Source organism: Lacisediminihabitans sp. FW035 (assembly GCF_054880895.1).
In genome coordinates this window covers 1,550,760-1,575,607 of record NZ_CM142187.1, presented here as the reverse complement: position 1 = coordinate 1,575,607, position 24,848 = coordinate 1,550,760, and the positions used below count along the sequence as shown (strand labels likewise).

Sequence of the window (24,848 nt, the reverse complement as noted above, 5' to 3'; positions counted from 1 at the left end):
CCAGTAACGTCCGGCTTCCAGTGATGTCCGGCTTAAGGACGACTGCCGGCTTAATGACGACTGCCCGGCTTAATGACGACTGCCCGGCTTAATGACGACTGCCGCAGGGGGTGGAGCCCCGTGCGGCAATCGAGCTCCCCGACTTGGACTCGAACCAAGAACCGCCGCATTAACAGTGCGATGCTCTGCCAATTGAGCTATCGAGGATTGTACGAAAATCATTCTACGAAACTGTCTGTACAAAACAGCTTGACCACTTTACCAAAGGAACGCCCTGCACCAAATCGTGCCCTGCACTGCCCCTGGACAGTCGTGCTCGTTGCGAGAACGTGTCTACAGTACCGGCAGCAGGAAGGTCGGCGATGCAACATCCACCGGCGAGCCGAGCGGATGCGGGATTCCCGTGACCGCATCGAGCCGGAAGGACGTCACCGTCGACGACAGCTGGTTCGCAACGAGAAGCAGGTCTGCTCTCTTACCTCCGGCGCTCAGGCCTCCGGGGATCACGCAGAGGTGCCTCGGCCAGTCCCCTCCGCAAGAGAGAGTGGCCGCCGGGCTGAGATCAGACACCCGGATCACGGCGATCCGGTTGGAGCCACGCAACCCGGTGTACAGGAACCGGCCCCGGCCGTCGACCGCGAGAGCGGCGGCGTGGTCGCCGTCGACCCAGTCGGCGGCGAGTGTTCCAGATGCGGAGACACGCCAATGCCCGGCACTGGGAGAGTCGCCGTCACCGAAGTCGTCGCCGCGGTCGCCTCTGTCGCCGTCACCAACGCCGTCTCCGTCACCAACGCCGGGGTCACCCCCGTCGCCCTCGAGCGCGAAGATCGTGCCCTGCAACTCGCCGAGCAGGATCACACGGCCACCCAGGGCCAGCAGGTCGCGGGGACCGGTGCCCGGAGGAAGCGCGACAGATTGCCTGCGGACGAGGATGCCGCCGTCGACGGAGTGCACGTGCATCCGATCCGCACCGAGATCGGCGCTGAGCACCGTGGCTGCGCCGCGCCGCGATTCCTGCACCAGGGTCGAGTGTGCGTGCGGGCCGTCCTGCGCGGGGTTCGGTCCGCTCCCGTTGGAGGTGAGGGTCTGCCGCAACTCGCCGATCGCCCCGTCGGGCAGGAGCGGATAGACATCGATCGAGCCATCGAGATAGTTGGAGACATACAGACTGTCCGGCGTGACGCTCACGTGGCAGGGGAACCCGCCCGAGGTTGCCCGGCCGCCGAGATGCTCGAGCACCGAGTCGGATCCCCGCCGGAACGCCTCGATACGTCCCGCAGCGCCGGCGGCCGCGACGGTAGCGCTGCCGGTGGCAGTACCTGTGGCTGTGCCGGCGGCCGGGCCAGCCGCGCCCGCGGGCGCTTCGTCGGTGGCGTACAGCACCGCCCCGCTATCTGCCGCGCTGCTGGCCCCCCAGCCGGCGGCGAGGAACGACGGCGACGAGGTCGGTGTCGTGCCGATGAGCTCGGGGCCCGTGCCATCCGCCGCATAGCGCAACAGGGAAATGCCGTCCGCGGTGCCGCCCATCGTCGGCGTATAGCCGCCGACCCAGATGTCGAAACCGGTCAATAGCCGGCCCTCGGATTCACGATGCCGATGAAGCTGCCGTCGCCGACGAAGCCCGCGACGTTGGCGCGGATGCGCTCGGCGAGAAGCGGGCCGGTCATGGCAGGCGTGTCGGCGCTGTGCGGGGTGATGAGGATGTTCGGCGCGGTCCAGAGCGGATGACCGTCGGGCAGTGGCTCCGGGTCGGTCACATCGAGGCCCGCACCGGCGATCCCACCCGATTCGAGGGTCGCGACGAGGGCATCCGTATCGATGAGACCACCACGCGCGATGTTGACGAGCACGGCGGAGGACCTCATCGCCGCGAATTGCGCGGCACCGAACAGGTGGCGTGTCTCGGCGGTCGATGCGGCCGCGATGACCACCACATCCGCGTCGGGCAGTACCTCGTCGAGACGTTCGGCGGTGACTGTGCGCTCCGCCCCGGCGACCTCTCCGACGCTGCGGCGGACGACGGTCACGTGCACCCCGAAAGGCTGGAGCAGTCTGATGAGCTCGATCGAGATGCCGCCCGCGCCCACGATCAGCACGCGCAGCCCGAAGAGCGAGGTTCCCGTCTTCGGACCGGTGGGCCAGGAGGTGGCCCTCACTCGCTCGGGGATGACACGGAGCAGTGCGAGCACCAGGGTGAGCGCGTGCTCGGCCACCGGCTGCGAGTAAGCGCCCTTCGCGCTTGTCCAGAGCGGTAGTGGGCGATCGGCGTAGGAGCCGAGAAGCCCGGCGAAGGCATCGACGCCCGCATACGGGAGCTGCACCCAGTCGATCGACGGATGCGACTGGAGCGTCGCCCTCAAGCTGTCTGCGCCCCCGTAGGAGAGCCAGATGAGACCCCGAGTGAGCGGGCCGAGTGGCACCAGTTCGCCGCCGGCGGCGCGCACGGCCTGCGCGATCGGATCGGACGAGTTCTCCGCCGTCGCTGCCGTCCCCCCGACGGGCACGATAGTGACGCCGCCGACACGCGGGCGTCGCGATCCCACGAGCGTCTCGGCACCCCGTGCGGTCACCCCGCGGTGCTGCGAAGTCGCGGTCACGGAGTCTCCCCGGAGGGCCGCACTGCGGGGGTGCGGGGCTTCTTCGGGCGCGGCGCGGGAAGGGCATCCGCGGTCGCCTGCACGGCCTCCTGCAACCAATCGCGGTCTTCGAGGGCATCCCCGGGCACCGACCGGTAGTCCTTGGCCCCGGGATAGGGCGGGGCAGACACGGTGGGCTCGAAGAGAGCGGGATCCGCATCGCTCGGTTTGATGAAGAGCGTGTCGTCGCAGATGAAGCCGACGACCTTCTCATCGCAATAGATGCCGTACTCGCCGAACATCGTGCGGGTGCGGATGTCGAGCTCACCGAGTTGGTCTTCGATGAAGCGGATCGTGTCGGGGTTGTTGGGCATTCCGGTCAGCCTCCGGACTTCTGGGGGTCGACGCCGTCCAGCGCCGCCCGGGATCGCGCCAGGCCCCTGAGGTAGTCGTTCTCCGGAGAGGCCGTCAGCGAATCGATGTCGCCGAGACCGACGATGATGCCGCGTTGCATTACCGCGATCGTCGGGGCGATACGGGAGAGCACCGCGAGATCGCTGCTGATCACGATGGCCGTGAGTCCGTGGTTGCGGTGAAGGTCCCGCAGCGCGTCGAGGACTCCGTCGCGAACGCTCGCATCGACGCCACGGGTCGGCTCGTCCGCCACCAGGAGGGTCGGCTCGAGCACGAGGGCGCGTGCGAGGGCGACGCGCTGGCGCTGGCCACTGCTGAGCTGGTATGGCAGGCGATTCATCAGGCTGAGCGGCAGGCGCACGGCGTCGACCACGGTCGCGACGGCATCCGCCGCGTCCCGCGTGCTGAATCTGCGATCGCGCTGGTAGATGGGTTCAGCCACGTTCTCGGCAACAGTGAGCAGGGGGCTCAATCGCTCCGCCGCGTCCTGCCTCAGGAAGCCGACACCGAGGGTCAGCCGATCCCGGGAACGGCGCCCGACATGGCGCAGGGGCGTTCCGTGCACCTCGAGCTGACCGCCGGAGATGCGGGGAATCGCGTCTCCACCGCTGCCGGCGAGCCCGGCGATTCCCATGGCGAGGGTGGACTTGCCCGAGCCCGACTCCCCGACGATGCCGATCATCTCTCCCGAGCGCACTTCGAGGGTCACGCCCCGCACGGCGAGATACGGCCGCGCGTGACTCGACCGGTAGACCATCGAGACATCCCGGGCCGAGACGACGACCTCCGCCGAATTCGCCTGGCTCACGATCAGTCGCCGGCCCGCAGCATCCGCAGTTCCTCACGTCGGGTCGCCTGCTCGGCCGGGTTCGGCACCGGCAGCGAGGCGAGAAGACGCTTCGTGTACGGATGCTTCGGGGCTCCGAGCACCTCGGCCCCGGTGCCCTCCTCCACGAGCTCTCCGCGGTAGAGGACGGCGATCCGATCGGCGAGGATGTCGACGACGGCGAGGTCGTGGCTGATGAACAGCGCGGCGAACCCGAACTCCTTCTGCAGTTCGGCGAACAGCTCGAGCACCCGTGCCTGCACCGAGACATCGAGCGCGCTGGTGGGCTCGTCGGCGATGAGGAGCTTCGGCTGGAGGGCGAGCGCGCGGGCGAGGGACGCCCGCTGGCGCTGGCCGCCGCTCAACTCATGCGGGTAGCGGTCTCCGAACGCCCGCGGCAACTGCACCGCCTCGAGCAGTTCGTCCACCCGGGATCTGGCGGCGCGCGGGTCGGCAGCCCGGCCGTGGACGATGAGGGGCTCGGCAACGCATTCCGCGATGGTGAGAAGCGGGTTGAAGCTCGTCGCCGGATCCTGGAAAACGAATCCGATGTCGCTGCGCAGCGGGCGGAACTGCCGCTCCCTCACGCCGAGCATCTCCTGGCCGAGCACGGTGAGCGATCCACCGGTGACCCGGGTGAGCCCGCCGATCGCCCGACCGATCGTGGTCTTCCCCGATCCGCTCTCGCCCACCAGCCCGAGCACCTCGCGGGCGTTGATCTCGAAACTCACGCCGTTGACGGCACGGAACCCCGCACGCCCGAATCGACCGGGGAACTCGATGCGGAGGTCTTTCGCCACGACGAGGGGAGGTTCGCTGGCCGCGAGGGCCCGTTCCATCGCGCGCTCGCGGGTCTGCACCGTACCGGAGCCGAGATAGGGCACTGCGGCGAGCAGTCGCTTGGTGTATTCGTGCTGCGGATTCTCGAACAGGTTCGTGGCATCCGCCTCCTCGACCACCTTGCCCTGGTACATCACTGCCACCCGGTCGGCGAGGTCGGCGACGACGCCCATGTTGTGGGTGATGAGCACGATGGCCGTGTCGAATTCGTCGCGGCAACGACGCAACAGGTCGAGGATCTCGGCCTGTACGGTCACATCGAGAGCGGTGGTCGGCTCGTCGGCGACGATCAGCTCGGGATCGAGCACCAACGCCATGGCGATCACCACGCGCTGTTTCTGCCCGCCGGAGAACTGGTGAGGGTAGTAGTTCACCCGCTCGTGCGGCTCGGGGATCCCCACCTTCTCGAGGATCTCGATCGCCTTGGCCTTCGCCTCGGCGCGCGAGTACTTGCCGTGGGCGCGGAGGCCCTCGGCGATCTGCCAGCCGACGGTATAGACCGGGTTGAGCGCCGTGGACGGCTCCTGGAAGACCATCGCCGCGCTGGTGCCGCGGAGTTCACGCAGGCGGGCGTGACTCACCGTGACCACGTTGTCCTGGCCGAGGAGCACCACCCCGGATGCCGTCGCGGTCTCGGGGAGGAGGCCGAGGATCGTCTTGGCGGTGACGGTCTTGCCACTTCCCGACTCACCGACGATCGCGAGCACCTCGCCCGCGTTGACGGAGAGGGTGACACCGTCGACGGCGCGCACATCTCCGCCGTCCGTTGCGAAGGTGACGGTGAGATCCGTGATCCCGACGGCCTGTTCGCCGCGCTTCAGCCTGCTCATGCGCGGGACTCCGATCCGGGAGTCTCGAGTTCGAGATCTCCTACCACGTCAGTGCTGCCCTCCGGGGCGGCGTCGGTCGAGGGTGCGGGCGGGGGCAGGGCTCCGGATGCCCGGCGCCGGGTGCGCAGGCGCGGGTCGGCCAGGTCGTTGAGGCTCTCCCCCACCAGCGTCATGCCGAGCACGGCGAGCACGATGGCGAGGCCGGGGAAGACAGAAGTCCACCAGATGCCGCTCGTGACGTCGGAGATCGATTTGTTGAGGTCGTAGCCCCACTCCGCCGCCGACGTCGGTTCGATTCCGAAACCGAGGAAGCCGAGCCCCGCGAGGGTGAGAATCGCCTCCGAGGCGTTGAGCGTGAAGATGAGTGGGAGCGTGCGGGTGGCATTGCGCAGGATGTGCCGGAACATGATTCGCGCCGAGCTCGCGCCGAGCACCTTCGCCGACTCGACGAAAGCCTCCGCCTTGATGCGGACCGTCTCCGCCCGGATCACCCGGAAGTACTGCGGGATGAACACGACCGTGATCGAGATCGCCGCGGCGAACACTCCCCCGATGAGGTTCGATCGCCCACCGGAGATCACGATCGACATGACGATCGCGAGCAGCAGGGTGGGGAAGGCGTACACCGCGTCGCAGATCACCACGAGCACGCGGTCGAGCCAGCCCCCGAGGTAGCCAGAGACGACTCCGAGGAGCACGCCGGCGAAGATCGAGAGGATGATCGCGACCACGATCACGAAGAGCGCGGTCTGGGACCCCCAGATCACCCGGGAGAGCACGTCGTAGCCGCCCACCGTCGTGCCGAGGAGATGCGTGCCCGACGGCGGGTTCTGTGCTCCGAAATTGCCCTTCGCATCGGAGAGCTGCGAGAAGCCGTAGGGCGCGAGCACGGGCGCGAAGATGGCCGTGAGGATGAAGATGACCACGATGGTCAGGCCGGCCACGAGCATCCCGCGCTGGAGGCCGACGCTTTGGCGCACCTGGTGCACCACGGGGATGCGGGTCCAGAGCGGGCGCTTGGGGGCGATAGTCGGAGGAGCGACGGCCGGAGTGCTGACCATGATCAGTACCTGACTCTCGGGTCGATGAGGGCGGCTATGACGTCCACGATGAAGTTGGTGACGGCCACGACGACCGCGAGCAGCGCGACGATGCCCTGCACCGCGACGAAGTCTCGGGCCCCGAGGTACTGTGCGAGTTGGAAACCGAGACCCTTCCATTCGAAGGTCGTCTCCGTGAGCACCGCTCCGCCGAGGAGGAGGGCGATTTGGAGGCCGATCACCGTGATGATCGGGATGAGCGCGGGCTTGTACGCGTGCTTGCGAACGAGGCGGAATTCACTCACCCCCCGGGAACGAGCGGCGTCGACGTAGTCCGCCGACAGGGTGCCGATCACGTTGGTGCGCACCAGGCGGAGGAAGATCCCGGCGGTGAGCAGCCCGAGGGCGATCCCGGGCAGGATGGCGTGGCTGAGCACATCCGCGAGATCCGCCGGATTGCCGGTCTGGATCGCGTCGATGAGATAGATGCCGGTCGGATGGGGAAGCAGTTCGATGTTGAGCTCCGTGCCGGTCGACGCCCGGCCGGAGACGGGGAGCACCCCGAGCCAGACCGAGAACACCAGCTTGAGCAGGAGCCCGGCGAAGAAGACCGGGGTCGCGTAGCAGAGGATGGCGAAGACCCGCAGGATCGCGTCCGGCCATTTGTCGCGGAAGTAGGCGGCGAGCATCCCGAGCGGGATCCCGACGATGAAGGCGACGATGAGTGCGTAGAAGGCGAGCTCGAGGGTCGCGCCCCCGTAGGTGAGCAGCACCTTCGTGACCGGCTGGTTGTCGCTGATGGTCGTGCCGAAGTTGCCGGTGAGGATCTGACCGAGGTATTCGAAGTACTGCACGAGGATCGGGCGGTCGTACCCGGCCGCGTGGATGCGCTCCTGCAGCTGTGCCGCACTCAGCCTGCCGCCGAGAGCGGCGGTGATCGGGTCGCCGATGGTGCGCATCAGGATGAAGACCATCGTGACCAGGATGAACACCGTGGGGATGATCAGCAGCAGCCGCACGAGGATGTAGCGGCCGATCTGGTTGCCGCCAGCGGCTGCTCGCTTCGGCGAGCCGGCCCGGCTCGTGCCCGGTGGGGGCGTCGATGCCTCTGCCGGAATCACGGATGTCGTCATGGTCACCAATCTGCGCTGCGAGAAAACATGCGGCCAAGAAGAACCGGGGACGATCCGCTCTCGCGGACCGCCCCCGGCCACGGCTATCCCAAAGGTTAGCCGGTACTGATCGTCACCGTGACAGGGCTATCCTGTCGCGTGTCGGCTGGGTTCTACTTCGACAGCGTGCCGAAGCGGAACTTGAAGGACGCGTCGAGCGTGACGCCCGACACCTTCGTGCCGGCGACCGCGACCTGCGCGCCCTGGAGCAGCGGAACCGTGGACAGGTCGGCTGCGACCTTGTCCTGGATGGTCTCGATGTCCTTGGTGCGCTTGTCCTTGTCGGTTTCGACGGCCTGCGCCTTGATGAGGGAATCGACTTCCGCGTTGTCGTAGTGGTTCGCGAGGAAGTTGTCCTTCGCGAAGAACGGGGACAGGTAGTTGTCGGCGTCCGAGTAGTCCGGGAACCAGCCGAGCTGGTACTCCGGGTACGCGTCCTTGGTGCGGTCCTTCGAGTAGGTGACCCACTCCGTCGACTGCAGGTTGACCGTGAACAGGCCACCCTTCTCGAGCTGGCTCTTCACGAGTGCATACTCATCGCCCGAGGACGCCCCGTAGTGATCCGGGTTGTACTGCAGGTTGAGGGCGACCGGAGCGGTGATTCCCGCAGCGGTGAGGGTCGACTTGGCCTTCGCGCCATCCGGTCCACCCTTTCCGTCGCCGTACAGGCCCTTGAGAGCCGTGTTGGCACCGGTGAGTCCGGCCGGAACGTAGGAGTAGAGCGGAAGGTAGGTGCCCTTATAGACCTGGTCGGCGATCGCCTGGCGGTCGACGAGGTCGGCGACGGCCTGGCGCACGGCGAGTGCCTTCGCGGCATCCGCCCCATCGGCCTTCACACCGAAGGGCTGGGTGTCGAAGTTGAAGACGATGTAGCGGATCTCTCCACCGGGGCCCGTCGTGACCTTCACGGACTTGTCTTTCTTGAGGTCTTCGACATCGGTCGCCGAGAGGCTGCGCGACGCGACGTCGATGCCGCCCTTCTGCACATCGAGCTTCAGGTTGGACTGGTCCGTGTAGTACTTGAGCACGATCGTGGGCGTCTTCGGCGTGCCGAGGAGTCCCTTGTAGCCCGAGAACGCCTTGAACTGCACGAGCTGGTTGAACTTGTAGCTCGCGATCGTGTACTGGCCGGCGAACGCCTTGCCCTTCACGATGTCGTCGTCGCTCGTGACCTTGTCGGCCGAGAAGACCTGCTCGTCGACGATCGGGGCGGCCGGGCTGGACAGGATCTGGGGCCAGATCTGGTCGTTGGCCGCCTTGAGGGTGAAGACGACGGTGGTGGCATCCGGAGCGGCGGTGCTCTCGAGGTTGTAGAGGAGGGTCGACGGTCCGTTCTCGTCGGCGATCTTCAGCTGGCGGTCGAATGAGAACTTGACGTCGGAAGAGGTGAGCTTGTCGCCGTTGGCGAAGGTCAGCCCCTTCTTCAGGACGACGGTGTACTCGGTCGGCGAGGTGAACTTGGCCGACTCCGCGATGTCGGGCTCGACCTCGGAGGTGCCCGGCTTCGAGTTGAGGAGGAAGGGATAGACCTGGTTCATCACGGCGAAGGAGCCGTTGTCGTAGGAACCGGCCGGGTCGAGCGAGGTCACCTTGTCGGTGGTGCCGACGGTGAGGGTCGTCGCCGCTGCCGTGGTGTTGTTCGAGCCTCCGCCGGCGGCGCAGCCGGACAGGGCGAGCGCCGCGATCGCGGTGCCTCCCAGCACGGCGAGCGTTCGCTTGCGGAACGTGGATGCGGATGTCATATCCGTCTGCCTCTCTGTTGGAAAAGAACGCGGGGAAGACGCGAGGACACGCCGAATCCCCCGCTGTATGAGTCCTTGCTAACACATCGGGCACACCCTCGACCAATCGAAGACGTCCAAAGACGGGAATGTTTACCCATCTGCAACACGCGGCAGCGCGGCCCCGACGACCGCTACTCGGAGCGCAGGGCCCGACGTTCGGCTTCGATGCGCACCAGCTCGACCTGGAGGGCGCGGTATCGCTCCGGCTCCGCCGCGGCATCCGTGCGCTGGGACTGGCCGAGCAGGTCGGCTTTGCGACGCAGCAGGTCGCGCGCGATGAGGTCGGTCGTCACGGCCTGGCAGTAGAGGGTGAGCTCCCGGTTCTCGCGCTCGGGAAGGGGGGCGAGACCGAGCTCCTTCACGAGCATCGCGAAGGGTGCGGGCACCTCGTCGATCACCCGGGCGAGCCAGCCTGCGGAATCGAAATCGTCCATGCTCGCCATCACACCGTCGCGCACGACGGCGAGAGACGGGTTCGAGAAATCGACCTGGCTCGCTCGCTCGACCAGGCCGCGTCCGATCAGTGTCGGTTGTTGCAGCATGGCCATCAGCGCGTCCCGCTCCAGTCGAGTGGACGGGTCGGTGGGCAGGTGCACGAGCGAAGGGCCCTGCTCCTCCACCGGGGCGACAGCCTCCGACTCCCCGAAGCTGCGGACCTCTCGCGGGATCTCCGGTGTGCGGGCGCGAGAAGCGCTGACGGCCCGTGCCACCTCATCAGGGTCCATTCCCAGCCAGCCGGCGAGATTGCGCACGTAGCCGACGTTGAGCGCCTGGTCGCGGATGCCCGCCACGACGGGAGCGGATGCCCGAAGCGCGGCCACCCGGCCCTCGACCGTGTCGAGATTGTGCCCGGCGAGCACGCGCCGGATCATGAATTCGAACATCGGCTTCTTCGACTGCACCAGGCGCCGCACGGCATCGTCACCACGCTCGAGCCGGAGGTCGCAGGGGTCGAGGCCATCGGGGGCGACGGCGACGAAGGTCTGCGCGGCGAATCGCTGCTCCTCGGTGAAGGCGCGGCTCGCCGCCTTCTGGCCCGCCTCATCCGGGTCGAAGGTGAAGACCACCTCCCCGGTGCCGGTGGTGTCGGCGTTCTCGACATCGCCGAGCACCCGGCGCACCACCTTGATGTGGTCGACACCGAAGGCGGTTCCACAGGTCGCGACCGCCGTGGTGACGCCGGCGAGGTGGCAGGCCATCACGTCGGTGTAGCCCTCGACCACGACGACCTGGCGGCCACGGGAGATGTCGCGCTTCGCGAGGTCCAACCCGTAGAGCACCTGGGACTTGTGATAGACCGCCGTCTCGGGGGTGTTGAGGTATTTGGGGCCCTGGTCGTCATCCAGCAGCTTGCGCGCGCCGAAGCCGAGAGTCTGGCCCGTGACATCACGGATGGGCCACACCAGCCGGGATCGGAACCGGTCGTAGGTGCTGCCGCGGTCGCCCTGGCCGATGAGGCCGGCCGCCAGGAGCTCCGCCTCGGAATAGCCGAGCGACTTGAGGTGTCTGGTGAGGCCGGTCTTCGGCGCGAACCCGACTCCGAAGCGCTGGGCAGCGGACGGATCGAAGCCTCGGGTACCAAGGAAGGTGCGAGCAGGTTCGGCGTCGGCGGTGCCGAGCTGGGACACGTAGTACTCGGCGGCCGCCTGGTTCGCGGCCAGGATGCGCGCCCGATTTCCGTGATCGCTGTTGGCCTGGCCGCCGTCTTCGTAGTGGAGCTCGTACCCGACCCTCGCGGCCATGCGCTCAACGGCCTCGGTGAAGCTGGTGTGGTCCATCTTCTGCAGGAAGCTGAAGACGTCGCCGTCTTCACCGCAGCCGAAGCAGTGGTAGCGGCCGACTTGGGGGCGCACGTGGAAGCTCGGGCTGCGTTCATCGTGGAAGGGGCAGAGTCCCTTGAGGGACCCGACGCCCGCGCCCTTGAGAGTCACATAGTCGCCGACGATGTCGGCGATGTTGATGCGCGACCGCACCTCGTCGATATCGTTTCGTCGAATGAGGCCGGGCACCTGTCGATTCTACCGATCGCCGCCGACCCGACCCTGCGGTACTCGAACCGGTGCGCACCTTCGCGGCGCCGAGTGACACGCGCGCCCGAACGGGCGGGCGCACGTGTCACTCGGCAGCGCGGAGCTCGGGTCTAGCCGACGATGCGCTCGTGCCAGGCCATCGCCGACTGGTCGGTCAGGCTCGCCACCTGGTCGACGACCGCGCGCTTGCGCCCGGCATCCGTCGTCGCGGACCGCCAGTCGGCGGCAAAGCCCGGATCGAGAGCGGACTCGCCGCGGTCGAGCAGCGTCGTGGCGAGTTCGGTGAGCACCTCGCGCTGTTGGGTATATATGGGCTGGCGGGTGTTCTTCGACATGACGAAGGCGGCGACGATACCTTTGAGCACCGCGATCTCCGCCCGGATCTCCCGCGGCACGATGATGTCCGCGCCGAAACGGATGAGACTCCCGCCATCCTGGGTACGCGTGGCCTGCACCGCGGCCGCGGCGAACCGGCCGATGAGCTGGCTGGTGAGATTCTTGAGGCGACCCTGGGCCATGCGGCTGCCGTCCCAGTCCTCGAGCCAGACATCGAGCGAATCGAGGCGGTCGAAGGCGGCGATGAGCTCGTCGTGGTCGAGCTCGCCGCCGATCCAGGCGAACATCGAGTCGACGAGAGCGTCGTGGTTGACCCGGGCGCCGAGCGCCTTCACGTCGATGTAGCCGCTCACCACGGCATCCTCGAAGTCGTGGACGGAATAGGCGATGTCGTCGGAGAGGTCCATCACCTGTGCCTCGATGCAGAGGCGGCGATCCGGTGCCCCGGCCCGGAGCCAGTGGAACGCCTCGACGTCGTCGGCGTAGAAGCCGAACTTGGCGCGACCACTCGGGTCGCCCACCGAGGAGGTCTCGGGCCACGGGTACTTGCAGCTCGCGTCGAGGCTCGCCCGGGTGAGGTTGAGCCCGTAGGAGCGGCCGTCGGGGCCGAAGACCTTCGGCTCGATGCGGGTGAGCAGGCGGAGCGTCTGCGCGTTGCCCTCGAACCCGCCGATGTCGGCGGCCCAGCTGTTGAGCGCGCGCTCGCCATTGTGACCGAAGGGCGGATGCCCGAGATCGTGGGCGAGGCAGGCCGTGTCGACGACATCCGGGTCGAGCCCGAGGCTCGTGGCCAGCTCGCGCCCGACCTGCGCGACCTCGAGCGAATGGGTGAGCCGGTTGCGGGCGAAGTCGAGGCCGGCGGCCGGGCTCAGCACCTGGGTCTTGGCCGCGAGTCGCCGAAGGGCGCTCGAGTGCAGGAGACGGGCGCGATCCCGGGCGAAGTCACTTCGACGGCTCGAATGCTCCTCGGGATACCAGCGTGCGGTGTCGTGTTCCGAGTAGGTCTCAACCACCGCTGTTGTGGATCTCTGCTTCGGCGACCTCGGCCCGCTGCGTGTCCGCGAGCTCACGGCTGTCCAGCCAGCCGGTGGGCAGCGAGGTGCGTTTGGGCGTGCCGGCCCGACCGCGTGGCCCCTCGGCATCGGCGCCGGGATACGGCAGGGTCCAGTCGAGACGGCCGAGAAGGTCGTCCATCTGCTGCAGGCTCTCGACCGTGGCGAGGGAGGAGCGGATGTCGCCGCCCACCGGGTACCCCTTGAAGTACCATCCGATGTGCTTGCGGATGTCGCGGCAGGCGTGATCCTCGTCGCCATCGAAGAAGTCCACGAGCAGTTCGGTGTGGCGGCGAAGGGTCTCGGCGACGACGCCTAGCGAGGGCTGGGGGATCTCGGACTCGCCGGCGAACGCCGAGGCGAGCTCACCGAACAGCCACGGGCGACCGAGGCAGCCACGGCCGACCACGACCCCGTCGCATCCGGTCTCGTCCATCATGCGGATCGCATCTGCGCCCGACCAGATGTCGCCGTTGCCGAGGATCGGCACACCGCCGATGGTCTCCTTCAATTTCGCGATGGCCGACCAGTCGGCGTGTCCGCTGTAGAACTCGGACGCCGTGCGGGCGTGGAGGGCGATGCTCGCGACCCCGGCCCCCTCCGCGATGCGCCCGGCTTCAAGGTAGGTGAGGTGCGTCGAGTCGATGCCTTTGCGCATCTTGATGGTCAGCGGAAGGTCGCCGGCGGCCTTCACCGCGCCCTCGACGATCTCCCGGAAGAGATCGAGCTTCCAGGGCAGTGCGGCCCCCCCGCCCTTGCGGGTGACCTTGGGCACGGGGCATCCGAAATTCAGGTCGATGTGGTCGGCACGGTCTTCGGCGACGAGCATCGTGACTGCTTCGGAGACCGTCTTCGGGTCGACGCCATACAGCTGGATGCTGCGGGGCGTCTCCGACTCGTGGTGCTTGATGAGGCGCATGGATCCCTCAGTGCGCTCGACCAGCGCCCGGCTGGTGATCATCTCCGACACGTAGAGGCCGGCCCCGAATTCCCGGCAGAGCCGACGGAACGCGGTGTTGGTGATGCCCGCCATCGGAGCGAGCACGACCGGTACAGCGAGCTTCAGCGGCCCGATCTGTAGGCTCGTCTGAACGCTCTTCCGTGCGCTCGTTTGGGGATCGGCTGTCATGGTCACCCCTCGATTCTCTCAGGCAAAGGTGAAACCGACATGACTGCCCCCAGTGGACGCACGCGAGTACTGGCGGATGCCGCGGCTCGCGGCCTCGAAATCGAGGTGGTCCAACGCCCCTCCGCCGACTCGCTCGAGCAGGCAGCGGTGCTGCTCGGGCTCGAGACGCGGCAGATCGTGAAGTCCCTCGTGGTGCGTCGACACACGCCTGAGGGTGCCCCCAACGAATACCTGTTCGCGCTGATCCCGGGCGACCGGCAGATCTCCTGGGCGAAACTGCGAGCGGTAGTGGGCGTCAACAAACTCTCGTTGCCCTCCCCCGAACTCGCCTTCGAAGCCACAGGCTACGAGCGCGGCACGATCACACCACTCGGGAGCACCATGGAGTGGCCGGTCTTCGCCGACTCATCCATCGTCGGGGGCCGGATCGCGCTCGGCGCCGGCGAGCAGGGCTATGGGGCCTTCGTCGACGCCGACGCCCTCATCGCCGTGCTCGGTGCGACGGTGGCCGATATCAGCGGCTGAGCCGTCCACAGCCCCTCCGGTCGGCTATGCGCCCGCGAGTGACACGTGCGCCGAAACGTTCGGGCGCGCGTGTCACTCGCGGGAGCGGAGGTGGCAGGGAGGCCGGGCAGCGGCAGGCGCGGGGGACCATCCCGAACGGGGGGCGCGAGGTTCGCTCAGTTCTGCCTAGGGTGGAAGGAGATCCCAGCGAAAGGCAGTTCTGTGTCCGAAACAGAGACCACGACCGGCGGACCGGCAGCGGGTTGGTACACGGATCCGGGTGGATCGGGGGCGCTGCGGTGGTGGACGGGCACCGCCTGGACCGAGCATCTCACTCCAGTACCCGTACCCGTACCCGTTGGTGAACCTGTGCCCGCGCACCCGGGATCCCTCGGGCCCTGGGCGCCCTCAGACCGGGACTCCGGACTCTTCGCTCCCGCCGCGACCTCCACCGACGACTGGCCACCTCGCGCGGCCACGGTGTCGCCGATCACGCCGAGCGCGCACACCCGGCCGATCTGGCTGATGGCGACCGTCGTCGCCGCCGTGGTGGGGGGCCGGGGCGCGGTGTCCACTCTGCAGTTCGACTCGACCTTGGTCGTGACATTGGCGATCTCGCTGGCGATCGTCGTGGCGCTGTTCGGCCTCGCCCTCTGGGACCATGCCGTGCTCGTGTCTCGTGGCCTGAAGGCGGCCTCGAGCTGGTGGATACTCCTCGCCCCGCCGATCGGATATCTCGTCGCCCGTCGCGTCGTGCTGAAGCGGCAGGGAATCCGCGCGAACGCGCCGAGCAACGTCTATGTCCTCACGGCCGTCGCGGTGGGGCTGATCGGTTTCTTCGCCCTCACTCCGCTGGCGGACGCCCAGAAGGATCACGCGTCACTCCGGTTGCTCGAGCTGCAGTCGTCCAGCGAACTGCAGCGACAGACCTCGATAGCGTGGACGACCACCTGCCCGGACGGGGCACCGGCGTCCGTCGTAGGCTCGACCTTCGACTGCACGGCGGCGGACATCACCGGTCGATCGGTGAGGTTCATCGCTCACGTCGTGCTCCCGCGCCAGTTCTCGATTGACGCCCCCGTGCTGCAGTAGGCGAAGCCCACAACACTTCTCTGGGAAGAGCTACACCAGGTCTTCGTCGAGCCGACGATTCACGACGGCCTGCTCGTGGTGGTCGGGGATCGCACAGAAGTCGCCCTCGCACGCCGCGGCGGTGGGATCTCCGACAAGGGTGAGGGGGATCGCCGGGCGAATACTCGCCGGGATGGTCAGGGGCAGCGTCTCGGCATCCGTCACTGGATGGCCTCTCGTTCGGTTCGTACCTGTTCGAGCACGTTAGCGAAGGTGGTCGCGTCCTGTGCGCCCGACACCCCGTACTTACCGTCGATCACGAAGAAGGGCACGCCCTGGATGCCGTACTCCGAGGCCTGGGCGACGTCGGCCTTCACGTCGGCGAGGTAGGTCTCGTCGGTGAGCACCCGCACCACCTCCGCGCGGTCGAGCCCGATCTCTGCGGCGAGGTCGGCGAGATCCTCGATGCGACCCACGTGGCGACCGTCCACGAAATAGGCCTTCAGCAGCCGCTCCTTCATGTCGAGTTGGCGGCCCTGTGCCTTCGCGTAGTGGATCAACTCGTGCGCCTTGATCGTGTTGGTCTGGTGTACGTGGTCGTAGTCGTAGTCGAGCCCGACGGAGGCGGCGATGCCGGTGACGTTCGCGAGCATCTGGGTCACCTGCTGCACCGGGATGCCCTTGCGCTGGCTGAGGTAGTCCACCGGCGTGCCGTCGAAATCGACGGGGGTGTCGGGGGCGAGCTCGAAGGAGTGGTATTCGACCTCGACCGGGCCACCGAATGCCGCGGCACCCGCCTCGAACTTGCGTTTGCCGATGTAGCACCAGGGGCACTGCACGTCGGACCAGATGTCGACCTTGATGGGGGAAGGGGATGCGTCAGTCACGCTGGGTTCAACGCCAACGTCGGGCGCCTATTCCCGCCCCGAAGCAAAAGATGAGCCCCCGGGTACCCGTACCCGGGGGCTCAAGGCCATTGCTGGCAACGCAGGCAGGAGCGGTCGTCCCGAACGTCCGACCCCCGGCCAATTCCGAACCTATGGGCAGACAGGGCCGTTTCGACAATCAGACTCGCCGATGACCGAGAAGATTTTCAGGCGAAAGACGTTACGCCCCCACGAGCTGCTCGGCGAGGTATCCGACGACACGGTCGAGCGAGATGCGCTCCTGCGCCATCGAATCACGTTCTCGCACCGTCACGGCGTTGTCTTCGAGGGTGTCGAAGTCGATCGTGATGCAGAACGGCGTTCCGATCTCGTCCTGGCGACGATATCGGCGACCTATCGCCCCGGCGTCATCGAACTCGATGTTCCAGTACTTGCGGAGATCGGCGGCGAGCGACCGGGCGATCGGGGACAGCTGCTCGTTGCGGGACAGCGGGAGCACAGCCACCTTGACCGGGGACAGGCGACGATCGAGTCGCAGGACTGTGCGCTTGTCGACACCGCCCTTCGTGTTGGGTGCCTCATCCTCGTGGTACGCGTCGGCGAGGAAGGCCATGAGGGCCCGGGTGAGGCCGAAGGCAGGCTCGATCACGAAGGGGATCCAGCGCTGGTTCTTTGTCTGGTCGAAGTAGCTGAGATCGACCCCCGACCCCTCCGAGTGAGTCTTGAGGTCGAAGTCGGTGCGGTTCGCGACGCCCATCAGCTCACCCCACTCGCTTCCGGCGAACCGGAAACGGTATTCGAGGTCGACGGTGCGCTTCGAGTAGTGCGAGAGCTTCTCCTGCGGGTGCTCGAAGCGGCGGATGTTGCCCGGCGTGATGCCGAGGTCGGCGAACCACGCCTCGCAGGCGTCGATCCAGTATTCGAACCACTCGTCGTCGGTGCCCGGTTCGACGAAGAACTCCATCTCCATCTGCTCGAACTCCCGGGTGCGGAAGATGAAGTTGCCGGGGGTGATCTCGTTGCGGAAGCTCTTGCCGACCTGCGCGATGCCGAAGGGGGGCTTCAGGCGCGAGGTGGCGAGCACGTTGGCGAAGTTGGTGAAGATGCCCTGCGCGGTCTCGGGGCGCAGGTAATGCAGCCCCTCTTCGTTGTCGACCGGGCCGAGGAAGGTCTTCAGAAGGCCGGAGAAGTTCTGCGGTTCGGTCCACGACCCCGGCTGCCCGGTGTCGGGGTCCTTGATGTCGGCCAGGCCGTTCACCGGGGGATGACCGTGCTTCTCCTCGTAGGCCTCGAGAAGGTGGTCGGCCCGATAGCGCTTGTGGGTGTGCAGGGACTCCACGAGAGGATCACTGAAGACCTCGACGTGCCCGGAGACCTCCCAGACGCGCTTGGGGAGGATGACGGCGGAGTCGAGACCCACGATGTCATCGCGACCCTGCACCATGAACTGCCACCACTGACGTTTGATGTTCTCCTTGAGCGCGGTGCCGAGCGGCCCGTAGTCCCAGGCGGACCGTGATCCCCCGTAGATCTCCCCCGACTGGAAGACGAACCCCCGGCGCTTGGCGAGGTTGATGACGGGATCGAGCGGGGAGGCGTTGGCCACGTAGAACTCCAAAGGTCAGCCGCGCTGGATGCGCGGTCGCAGGGCAAGCCCCAATCCTAGTTTGTGCCGCCAGGCCCGATCGCGGCCACCGCGCGTGACACCTCGCGCGCGACGTCGCCCAATTCCTCGGCTCCGACAGCCTCCGTGAAGCTGAACCGAACGGCGGTCTGGGCGACCTCCGGCGTAATCCCCAGGGCGAGGAGCACGGCGGAGGGTTCGTCACTTCCGGCGGCGCAGGCCGACCCGCTGGAGCAGACGATCCCCCGGCGCTCGAGTTCCAGGACTATCGATTCACCGCTCCTTCCCGCGAAGGTGAAGGAGGCGTTGCCGGCCAGTCGGGAGCCAAGGGAGCCGGTGAGTCGCGCGCGCGGTACTGCGGAGAGGATGTCACGGATGAACCCGTCCCTCGTCCGGGCGAGTGCGTCGGCATTTGCGAGGCGCGAGCGCTCCGCCAGCTCGAGGGCCACCGCGAGTCCGACGGCGCCCGCTACATTCTCGGTGCCCGACCTGCGGCCGCGCTCCTGCCCTCCGCCGTGGATGAGCGGCTCGACGGCGATCCGGGAGGCCAGGAACACCGCCCCGACGCCCTTCGGCGCGCCGAACTTGTGACCGGAGATGCTCAGCGCGTCCACGCCGAGGGCTCGCACATCGAGCGGGAGGGATCCGGGAGCTTGCACCGCATCGGTGTGCAGTGCCGCGCCGACCGCGTGGGCGGCACGCGCAAGAGACACGAGCGGTTGCACGGTGCCGATCTCGTTATTGGCGTACATCACGCTGGCCAGCGTGGTGTCACCACGGAGTGCGGCGGTGAATTCGGGCAGACCCACCAACCCGTCACCGTCCACGCCGAGGCGAGTGATCTCGAAGCCGTGGAACCGCTCGAGGTGGGTGCAGCTCTCGAGCACGGCCGGATGCTCGATCGCGGTCGTGACGATATGACGGCCTCGGGGGTTCGCCAGCGCGATTCCGAGGACCGCGAGATTCGCCCCCTCGGTGCCACCCGACGTGAACACGACCTCGGAAGCCCGACAGCCGAAGACCTCTGCCACCCGGGCTCGGGCGTCCGCGAGCGCGGCGGCAGCGGATGCCCCGGCCTCGTTGTGGCTCGAGGGGTTGCCGTACTCCGTCGTGAGGTGGGGCCACATCGCCTCGAGGACCTCCCGGCGAACGGCGGTGGTCGCCGCGGAGTCGAGGTAGATCACGGCTGGTCGACCGCGATGTCGAGTCCGAGATCCAGGGAACGCACGCTGTGGGTCAGTGCCCCGACCGAGATGATGTCCACCCCCGTGCGGGCAATCGCCCCGGCGGTCTCGAGGCTCACGGATCCACTTGCCTCGATGATCGCGCGGCCCCGGATGAGGGCGACTCCCTCGCGCAACTGCTCCAGGCTGAAATTGTCGAGCATGATCGTGTCGACGCCCGCGGCGAGAACCGCCTCCACCTGGTCGAGACGATCCACCTCCACCTCGAGGTGGACCGTGTGCCCGAGGCGGCGGCGTACCTCGCGGAGTGCGTCCGTGAGGTCCCGTCCGCCGGCGGTGAGCACAGCGAGGTGATTGTCCTTGGCCATCACCGCGTCGGAGAGCGAGAACCGGTGGTTGAATCCGCCGCCACAGTGCACCGCGTGGCGCTCGAAGGCCCGCAGGCCGGGCGTGGTTTTGCGGGTGTCGACGATCCGGGCGGAGGTGCCGGCCACCTCGCGGACGTAGCGGGCGGTGAGCGTGGCGATCCCGCTCATCCGCTGCACGAAGTTGAGGCCTACACGTTCAGCCTGGAGCACCGCGCGGGCCGGTCCCCTCACCTCGGCCAGCACCGCGCCCGTCTCGAACGCCGCGCCGTCCTCGAGCACGGCATCGACTCGGATGCGGGAATCGGTGAGCCTCATCGCCGACCGGAAGACCTCTCCCCCGCTGAAGACCCCCGGCTCGCGCGCCACGAGACGAGCCCTGGCGGTCGCCTCCTCCGGGATGAGGGTCTCCGAGGTGATGTCGCCCCACGGGGCGTCTTCGGCGAGCGCCATCCGTACTGTCGGTTCGATCTGGTTAGACGAGAGCATGACTGGTGTCCTTGGTGGGGGTGATTGCCGATATTCGGCCGGCCTGCACGGCGGAGTGGCGGGCGAACCGTGGATCGGTCTCGGGATAGTCGTCGCGGTAGTGCGCTCCCCTCGACTCGCGCCGTGTGAGGGCCGCACTCACCAGCAGGCCGGCGAGCTGGAGGAGGTTGCGGTCTTCGAGTGCCGCAAACGAATCACCGGATGCCGAACTCCAGCCGGCGAGCTCGTCGCGCGCGGACTGCAGTCCCTCCGCCGAACGGAACAGGCCGGCGTCGTCCCAGAGCAAGGCCTGCAGGCGGGCGCGATCGACCGGCTCGCCATCTGCGGGCACGATGTCGGAGACGACGGTGTCGGCCGGCTCGTGGAACGGCGGCCAGGGCAGCCCGAGGGAGTCCACCGATCGCCAGGCGAACACGAGCGACTCGAGCAGGGAGTTGGAGGCGAGCCGATTGGCCCCGTGCACCCCGGTGCTCGCCACCTCCCCGACGGCGTAGAGACCGGGAAGAGTGCTGCGCCCCCAGAGGTCGGTCTCGATGCCGCCCATCCAGTAATGCGCCGCCGGGGTGACAGGGATGGGTTGCCGCGACCAGTCGAGCCCGTGTGCGCGGCACACCCGGTCGATGCCCGGGAAACGCTCGGCGAGAAAAGCGGCACCGAGCCCAGTGGCGTCGAGAAGCACCGGCGCGCCGCCCTGGGTGGCCATCTGGCGGGCGATGCCGCGGGCCACGACGTCCCGCGGCGCGAGTTCGGCATCCGGATGCCAATCCGCCATGAACCGGCGGCCTGTCGCGTCGAGCAGCACTGCACCCTCGCCCCGCACCGCTTCGGACACCAGGAAGTTGCCGGGCACCGCGAGCGAGGTGGGATGGAACTGGTAGAACTCCACGTCGGCGAGCTTCGCCCCGGCGCGGAACGCGGCGGCGGCGCCGTCACCGGTGGCGACCGCGGGATTGGTGGTGTGGGCGTAGAGCTGCCCGGCTCCGCCGCTTGCCAGGATCACGGCATCCGCGTCGAGACGGGACACCAGGCCCGCGGCGTCCACCGACTCGACTCCGCACACGTGCCCGTCGGCGACCAGCAGGTCGCGGACGAAGGTGAATTCGAGGATGCGCACGCCAGAGGAGCGCACGGCCCGCACCAGCGCGCTCTCGATGCCCGCTCCGGTGGCGTCTCCCCCGGCATGCAGGATTCGCGCGCGGGAGTGGGCCGCCTCGCGGCCCCGCGAGAGCACACCCTGGTCCCGGTCGAACTCGACACCGAGGGCGAGCAGGTCCCGGATACGCTCCGGGCCTTCGGCGCAGAGGATCTCGACGGCGTCACGTGAGTTGAGCCCGGCCCCCGACGCGAGTGTGTCTTCGATGTGGGACGCGACGCTGTCGTCGGGGAACATCACCGCCGCGATACCACCCTGGGCGTAGCGGGTGTTGCTCTCCCCGAGCTCCGCCTTGGTCACCAGGGTGACCGAATGGGTGCGCTCAGCACGCAGAGCCGCGACGAGTCCGGCGATCCCGGTGCCGACAACGATCACCGATGGCCTTGCCATCTTCAGTCCCCGATCACATCGGCCGGGGCCACAGGCATGCCGGGCTGGGCTGCAAGCATGCGCTCGAGGGCGATGCGAGCGGGGACGGCCACCGCTTGTGGAACCGTTATCCGGTTGAACACCTCGCCCCGAACGAGTCCCTCGAGCACCCAGGCCAGGTAGCCGGGATGGATGCGGTACATCGTCGAGCAGGGGCAGACGACCGGGTCGAGGCTGAAGATGGTGTGCTGGGGGTACTGCGCCGCCAGGCGGTTGACCATGTTGATCTCGGTGCCGATCGCGAAGATCGTCGGCTCGGTCGCCGCGGCGATGGCCTTGCCGATGAAGTCGGTGGATCCGGCGGCGTCCGCGGCATCCACGACGTCCATCGGGCACTCCGGGTGCACGAGCACGGTCACTCCGGGGAACTCGAGACGGGCCTTGTCGATCTGGGCCACGCTGAAGCGCTTGTGCACCGAGCAGAAGCCGTGCCAGAGGATCACCCGGGCATCCGCCAGCGCAGCCTCGCTGTTACCTCCGAGCGGCTTGCGCGGGTTCCACATCGGCATGCGGTCGAGCGGCACACCCATCGCCTTCGCCGTGTTGCGCCCCAGGTGCTGGTCGGGGAAGAAGAGCACCCGCTGGCCGCGTTCGAAGGCCCACTCGAGCACGGTCGCCGCGTTGGAGGAGGTGCAGACGATGCCGCCGTGCTCGCCGCAGAATCCCTTGAGGGCGGCGGAGGAATTCATGTACGTGACCGGGATCACCGGCACCCGGCCCTCGGCATCCGGCTCGGTGCCGTACAGCTCGGCGAGCTGCTCCCAGCACTCCTCGACCGAGTCGATGTCGGCCATGTCGGCCATCGAGCATCCGGCGGCGAGATTCGGCAGGATCACCGACTGGTGCGGGCCCGCGAGGATGTCGGCGGTCTCGGCCATGAAGTGCACGCCGCAGAACACGATCGCCTCCGCGGCCAGCGTGGACCGGGCTGCATTGGCGAGCTGGAACGAGTCGCCGACGAAATCGGCGAACTGCACCACCTCATCCCGCTGGTAGAAATGTCCGAGCACCACCACGCGCTCGCCGAGTGTCGCCTTGGCGGCGCGGATACGGTCGGCGAGTTCGTCCTTGGACGCCACGCGGTACTCTTCGGGCAGCTGGCCCTGGCGCGGACTCCCCACCGGGATGACGTCGCCCATCGACGAGCCGGGTCCGTAGCTCGGCTCGGTCTGCCGGTCGAACACCCACGGGCTTTCGGCGAGGGCGGGACTGCAGACGGCGCCCTCGACCGCTCCCGCGCGGATGAGCTGGATAGTGGTGTCGACAGATGACACGGTGTCTCCCTGGTTGTCGAGTCGGAGTGCGGCTAGGAACGAGACAGTGGCCCGCGATCGGTGAGTTCGACCGAGGCGTTGTAGCGATAAAGCTTCGGCGGTCGATGGCGACCGCCTGAGAGGTGTTCGCCGGTAGCGATGATCGCGGGCGAGGACTCCATCTGGCGACGGAAGTTCGCCGGATCGAGCGCCCGGCCCAGCACGGCCTCGTGCACGTTCCGGAGCTCCGTGAGCGTGAATGTCTCCCCGAGGAATGCATGGGCGATGCGGCTGTACTCCACCTTGGTGCGCAGCCGCCAGAGCGCGTATTCGACGATCGTGTTGTGGTCGAAGGCCAGCGGCGGCAGGTCGTCGGCCGCAAACCAGCGCACGTTCTCGCCCACTGCTGCGAGCTGCGCCTCGTCCGTGCGCACGAGCGCCCAGTAGACGATGGAGACGACGCGGTCACCCGGCGACCGGTCGATCTCGCCGAACGCATAGAGCTGCTCGAGGTAGGTGGGGCTCAGCGCGGTCGTGTCGAGGAGGTGGCGACCGGCGGCTCTCTCCAGGCTCTCGGTCGGATCGATCGGGCCCCCGGGCAATGCCCACCGGCCGGAGAACGGGTCACGGATGCGACGGACGAGCGGCAGCCTCAGCGATGCCGCCGTGCTCTGGCTGTCCGCCTTCAAGGCGAAGATCACGGTGGAGACGGCGAGCGATACGGGGGCCGCGTCGCGCTCGCGGGTGCTGTCGTCCATGGTCACCTCGCCATCCATCTAGTAACAGTCAAGATGACTCTAACATGATCGATCCCGGCGACCCGTGCCGGTGTCCGGTTGAATGGAGCCATGTCCGCCTCCGAGTCCCGGGTGTATTGCGTGATCGCGCCGCTGTCTGCGCTGCCGGTCGGCGAGTGGATCGATCGCGCCCACTGGCCGCGGCATGTCACGGTGTGCCCGCCGTTTGGTGCCGGCCCCCGCGACATCGACGCAGTGGCAGCAATTCTGCGGAGCGTGGCGGCAACGACTCCCCCGCTTTCGGCGACAGTCGGCGACGAGGCACTGTTCGGTCCGGCCGGGGAGACCGCCATGCAGCTGGTGGATTCCAGCCCGCTCCGGCGCCTGCACGAGACACTCCTCGACGAATTCGGCAGTGCGGTTACGCTCGCGCCCATCGCTCCCGCCTACAGCGGTGCCGGGTATCGTCCGCACCTGACGGTCGTGGACAGCCACCGGTTGAAGCCTGGCGCTTCCCTCGAGTTGGATGTGCTGCTCCTCGTCGAACTCGCTCCCGGGGGCGACAGATCACGAGCCGTGCCCGTCGCAATGGCTGAAGTCGGTCGACACCTGGCCGACGAACCGGTTTCCGCCGAGCGCGCCGCTGTGACGTGGTCGGCGCTGAAGGAGCTCGGCATCCGTTCCTGGGTGATCGGCGGCTGGGGCATCGATGCGCTGGTCGGCCGGCAGACGCGGGACCATCACGATCTCGACCTGCTCGTTCTCGAGCAGGATGTGGGCCGGATGCTCGAATCCCTCGGACCCTCGGGCCTGCGGTACCTCTGGTCGGAGAACCGTTGGCACGACGGACTGCCGTCCGCATTCGTCGCCGACGTCGCGGGTGTGGAAGTGGATGTGCACGTCGTCGGTCTCGACGGCGGTGCGGTGCGCATCCTCTCCGAGCATTCGATCGAACTGCCGGTCGGCGCGCTCACCGGGTCGGGTATGGTTGCCGGGCTGCGCGTGGCATGTGCGACCGCGGAAGCCCAGCGGATCATGCACACCGGGTACGACCTGCCGGAGAAGCAGGTGCGCGATCTCGAGGCACTGGCTGCGAGCGACGCGGCACCCCAACCGCGCTGAT

General features: G+C 67.8%; 22 protein-coding genes and 1 tRNA gene. 3 read left to right on the top strand and 20 right to left on the bottom strand.

From position 1 onward, the window contains the following. Nucleotides 1-134: 134 nt before the first annotated feature. The 12 genes from ACVXZ4_RS07620 to dusB all read right to left on the bottom strand — a co-directional run bounded on the left by ACVXZ4_RS07620 (nt 135) and on the right by dusB (nt 14,029). Nucleotides 135-207 (bottom strand) — tRNA-Asn (locus ACVXZ4_RS07620). Between the two features lie 126 nt (nt 208-333). Continuing rightward, complete coding sequence (locus ACVXZ4_RS07615; RefSeq protein ID WP_461797629.1) at nt 334-1,569, bottom strand: lactonase family protein; 1,236 nt, start codon at nt 1,567-1,569, stop codon at nt 334-336. Then, entirely contained in the window at nt 1,566-2,504 is a 939-nt protein-coding gene (locus tag ACVXZ4_RS07610; protein WP_461797937.1) for a D-isomer specific 2-hydroxyacid dehydrogenase family protein, read from the bottom strand. Before ACVXZ4_RS07610 ends, ACVXZ4_RS07615 begins: the two co-directional genes overlap by 4 nt. 89 nt (nt 2,505-2,593) lie before the next feature. Continuing rightward, entirely contained in the window at nt 2,594-2,950 is a 357-nt protein-coding gene (locus ACVXZ4_RS07605) for a TfoX/Sxy family protein (protein ID WP_461797628.1), read from the bottom strand. Between the two features lie 5 nt (nt 2,951-2,955). Beyond that, the gene (locus ACVXZ4_RS07600) at nt 2,956-3,798 is read right to left on the bottom strand and encodes an ATP-binding cassette domain-containing protein (protein ID WP_461797627.1); all 843 of its coding nucleotides are present in this window, start codon (nt 3,796-3,798) and stop codon (nt 2,956-2,958) included. A 2-nt stretch (nt 3,799-3,800) separates the two neighbouring features. Then, nucleotides 3,801-5,486 (bottom strand): ABC transporter ATP-binding protein, encoded by a 1,686-nt coding sequence (locus ACVXZ4_RS07595; protein ID WP_461797626.1) that lies wholly within the window; start codon nt 5,484-5,486, stop codon nt 3,801-3,803. Continuing rightward, entirely contained in the window at nt 5,483-6,547 is a 1,065-nt protein-coding gene (locus ACVXZ4_RS07590; protein ID WP_461797625.1) for an ABC transporter permease, read from the bottom strand. The genes ACVXZ4_RS07595 and ACVXZ4_RS07590 overlap by 4 nt, the downstream gene beginning before the upstream one ends. A gap of 2 nt (nt 6,548-6,549) precedes the next feature. Further along, nucleotides 6,550-7,659, bottom strand: a complete 1,110-nt coding sequence (locus ACVXZ4_RS07585; protein ID WP_461797624.1) for an ABC transporter permease — start codon at nt 7,657-7,659, stop codon at nt 6,550-6,552. A gap of 152 nt (nt 7,660-7,811) precedes the next feature. Further along, nucleotides 7,812-9,440, bottom strand: a complete 1,629-nt coding sequence (locus ACVXZ4_RS07580) for an ABC transporter substrate-binding protein (protein ID WP_461797623.1) — start codon at nt 9,438-9,440, stop codon at nt 7,812-7,814. Nucleotides 9,441-9,613: 173 nt separating this feature from the next. Beyond that, on the bottom strand, nt 9,614-11,491 hold the full coding sequence (dnaG, locus tag ACVXZ4_RS07575; protein WP_461797622.1) for a DNA primase: 1,878 nt from the start codon (nt 11,489-11,491) through the stop codon (nt 9,614-9,616). 131 nt (nt 11,492-11,622) lie between these two features. Beyond that, a complete protein-coding gene (locus ACVXZ4_RS07570) occupies nt 11,623-12,861 on the bottom strand; it encodes a deoxyguanosinetriphosphate triphosphohydrolase (protein ID WP_461797621.1) in 1,239 nt (412 codons plus the stop codon). Beyond that, nucleotides 12,854-14,029 carry a tRNA dihydrouridine synthase DusB gene (gene dusB / locus ACVXZ4_RS07565; RefSeq protein WP_461797936.1) on the bottom strand — a complete coding sequence of 392 codons (1,176 nt, stop codon included), beginning with the start codon at nt 14,027-14,029 and terminating at the stop codon, nt 12,854-12,856. Before dusB ends, ACVXZ4_RS07570 begins: the two co-directional genes overlap by 8 nt. Nucleotides 14,030-14,068: 39 nt before the next feature. Here dusB and ACVXZ4_RS07560 point away from each other — a divergent pair, with 39 nt between their 5' ends. Both ACVXZ4_RS07560 and ACVXZ4_RS07555 read left to right on the top strand, forming a co-directional pair. Then, nucleotides 14,069-14,554 carry an aminoacyl-tRNA deacylase gene (locus ACVXZ4_RS07560; RefSeq protein WP_461797620.1) on the top strand — a complete coding sequence of 162 codons (486 nt, stop codon included), beginning with the start codon at nt 14,069-14,071 and terminating at the stop codon, nt 14,552-14,554. Nucleotides 14,555-14,755: 201 nt separating this feature from the next. Continuing rightward, a complete protein-coding gene (locus ACVXZ4_RS07555) occupies nt 14,756-15,625 on the top strand; it encodes a DUF2510 domain-containing protein (RefSeq protein WP_461797619.1) in 870 nt (289 codons plus the stop codon). Between the two features lie 30 nt (nt 15,626-15,655). Here ACVXZ4_RS07555 and ACVXZ4_RS07550 read toward each other — a convergent pair whose 3' ends face one another. From ACVXZ4_RS07550 to ACVXZ4_RS07515, 8 genes are all read right to left on the bottom strand, one after another. After that, nucleotides 15,656-15,829: a hypothetical protein gene (locus tag ACVXZ4_RS07550; protein ID WP_461797618.1), complete on the bottom strand. Its 174-nt coding sequence runs from the start codon at nt 15,827-15,829 to the stop codon at nt 15,656-15,658. After that, a complete protein-coding gene (locus ACVXZ4_RS07545) occupies nt 15,826-16,491 on the bottom strand; it encodes a DsbA family oxidoreductase (protein WP_461797617.1) in 666 nt (221 codons plus the stop codon). The genes ACVXZ4_RS07550 and ACVXZ4_RS07545 overlap by 4 nt, the downstream gene beginning before the upstream one ends. A 220-nt stretch (nt 16,492-16,711) precedes the next feature. Next, nucleotides 16,712-18,097: a glycine--tRNA ligase gene (locus ACVXZ4_RS07540; protein WP_461797616.1), complete on the bottom strand. Its 1,386-nt coding sequence runs from the start codon at nt 18,095-18,097 to the stop codon at nt 16,712-16,714. Between the two features lie 56 nt (nt 18,098-18,153). After that, nucleotides 18,154-19,299 carry a cysteine desulfurase family protein gene (locus ACVXZ4_RS07535; protein WP_461797615.1) on the bottom strand — a complete coding sequence of 382 codons (1,146 nt, stop codon included), beginning with the start codon at nt 19,297-19,299 and terminating at the stop codon, nt 18,154-18,156. Further along, nucleotides 19,296-20,153, bottom strand: a complete 858-nt coding sequence (gene nadC / locus ACVXZ4_RS07530) for a carboxylating nicotinate-nucleotide diphosphorylase (protein ID WP_461797614.1) — start codon at nt 20,151-20,153, stop codon at nt 19,296-19,298. The genes ACVXZ4_RS07535 and nadC overlap by 4 nt, the downstream gene beginning before the upstream one ends. Then, the gene (gene nadB, locus ACVXZ4_RS07525; RefSeq protein ID WP_461797613.1) at nt 20,140-21,696 is read right to left on the bottom strand and encodes an L-aspartate oxidase; all 1,557 of its coding nucleotides are present in this window, start codon (nt 21,694-21,696) and stop codon (nt 20,140-20,142) included. The genes nadC and nadB overlap by 14 nt, the downstream gene beginning before the upstream one ends. A 2-nt stretch (nt 21,697-21,698) precedes the next feature. Beyond that, complete coding sequence (nadA, locus tag ACVXZ4_RS07520) at nt 21,699-23,009, bottom strand: quinolinate synthase NadA (protein ID WP_461797612.1); 1,311 nt, start codon at nt 23,007-23,009, stop codon at nt 21,699-21,701. A 32-nt stretch (nt 23,010-23,041) separates the two neighbouring features. Further along, nucleotides 23,042-23,746, bottom strand: a complete 705-nt coding sequence (locus tag ACVXZ4_RS07515) for an NUDIX hydrolase (protein ID WP_461797935.1) — start codon at nt 23,744-23,746, stop codon at nt 23,042-23,044. A 90-nt stretch (nt 23,747-23,836) separates the two neighbouring features. Between ACVXZ4_RS07515 and ACVXZ4_RS07510 the strand changes: the two genes are divergently transcribed. Beyond that, complete coding sequence (locus ACVXZ4_RS07510; RefSeq protein ID WP_461797611.1) at nt 23,837-24,847, top strand: 2'-5' RNA ligase family protein; 1,011 nt, start codon at nt 23,837-23,839, stop codon at nt 24,845-24,847. Nucleotide 24,848: the final 1 nt, after the last annotated feature.

What these genes read in the sequence shown, in the direction of transcription:
- ACVXZ4_RS07605 (WP_461797628.1), bottom strand. Translation starts at nt 2,950, where the DNA reads ATGCCCAACAACCCCGACACGATCCGCTTCATCGAAGACCAACTCGGT.
- ACVXZ4_RS07595 (WP_461797626.1), bottom strand. Translation starts at nt 5,486, where the DNA reads ATGAGCAGGCTGAAGCGCGGCGAACAGGCCGTCGGGATCACGGATCTC.
- ACVXZ4_RS07590 (WP_461797625.1), bottom strand. Translation starts at nt 6,547, where the DNA reads ATGGTCAGCACTCCGGCCGTCGCTCCTCCGACTATCGCCCCCAAGCGC.
- ACVXZ4_RS07585 (WP_461797624.1), bottom strand. Translation starts at nt 7,659, where the DNA reads ATGACGACATCCGTGATTCCGGCAGAGGCATCGACGCCCCCACCGGGC.
- ACVXZ4_RS07580 (WP_461797623.1), bottom strand. Translation starts at nt 9,440, where the DNA reads ATGACATCCGCATCCACGTTCCGCAAGCGAACGCTCGCCGTGCTGGGA.
- dusB (WP_461797936.1), bottom strand. Translation starts at nt 14,029, where the DNA reads ATGACAGCCGATCCCCAAACGAGCGCACGGAAGAGCGTTCAGACGAGC.
- ACVXZ4_RS07560 (WP_461797620.1), top strand. Translation starts at nt 14,069, where the DNA reads ATGACTGCCCCCAGTGGACGCACGCGAGTACTGGCGGATGCCGCGGCT.
- nadC (WP_461797614.1), bottom strand. Translation starts at nt 20,153, where the DNA reads ATGCTCTCGTCTAACCAGATCGAACCGACAGTACGGATGGCGCTCGCC.
- nadB (WP_461797613.1), bottom strand. Translation starts at nt 21,696, where the DNA reads ATGGCAAGGCCATCGGTGATCGTTGTCGGCACCGGGATCGCCGGACTC.
- ACVXZ4_RS07515 (WP_461797935.1), bottom strand. Translation starts at nt 23,746, where the DNA reads ATGGACGACAGCACCCGCGAGCGCGACGCGGCCCCCGTATCGCTCGCC.
- ACVXZ4_RS07510 (WP_461797611.1), top strand. Translation starts at nt 23,837, where the DNA reads ATGTCCGCCTCCGAGTCCCGGGTGTATTGCGTGATCGCGCCGCTGTCT.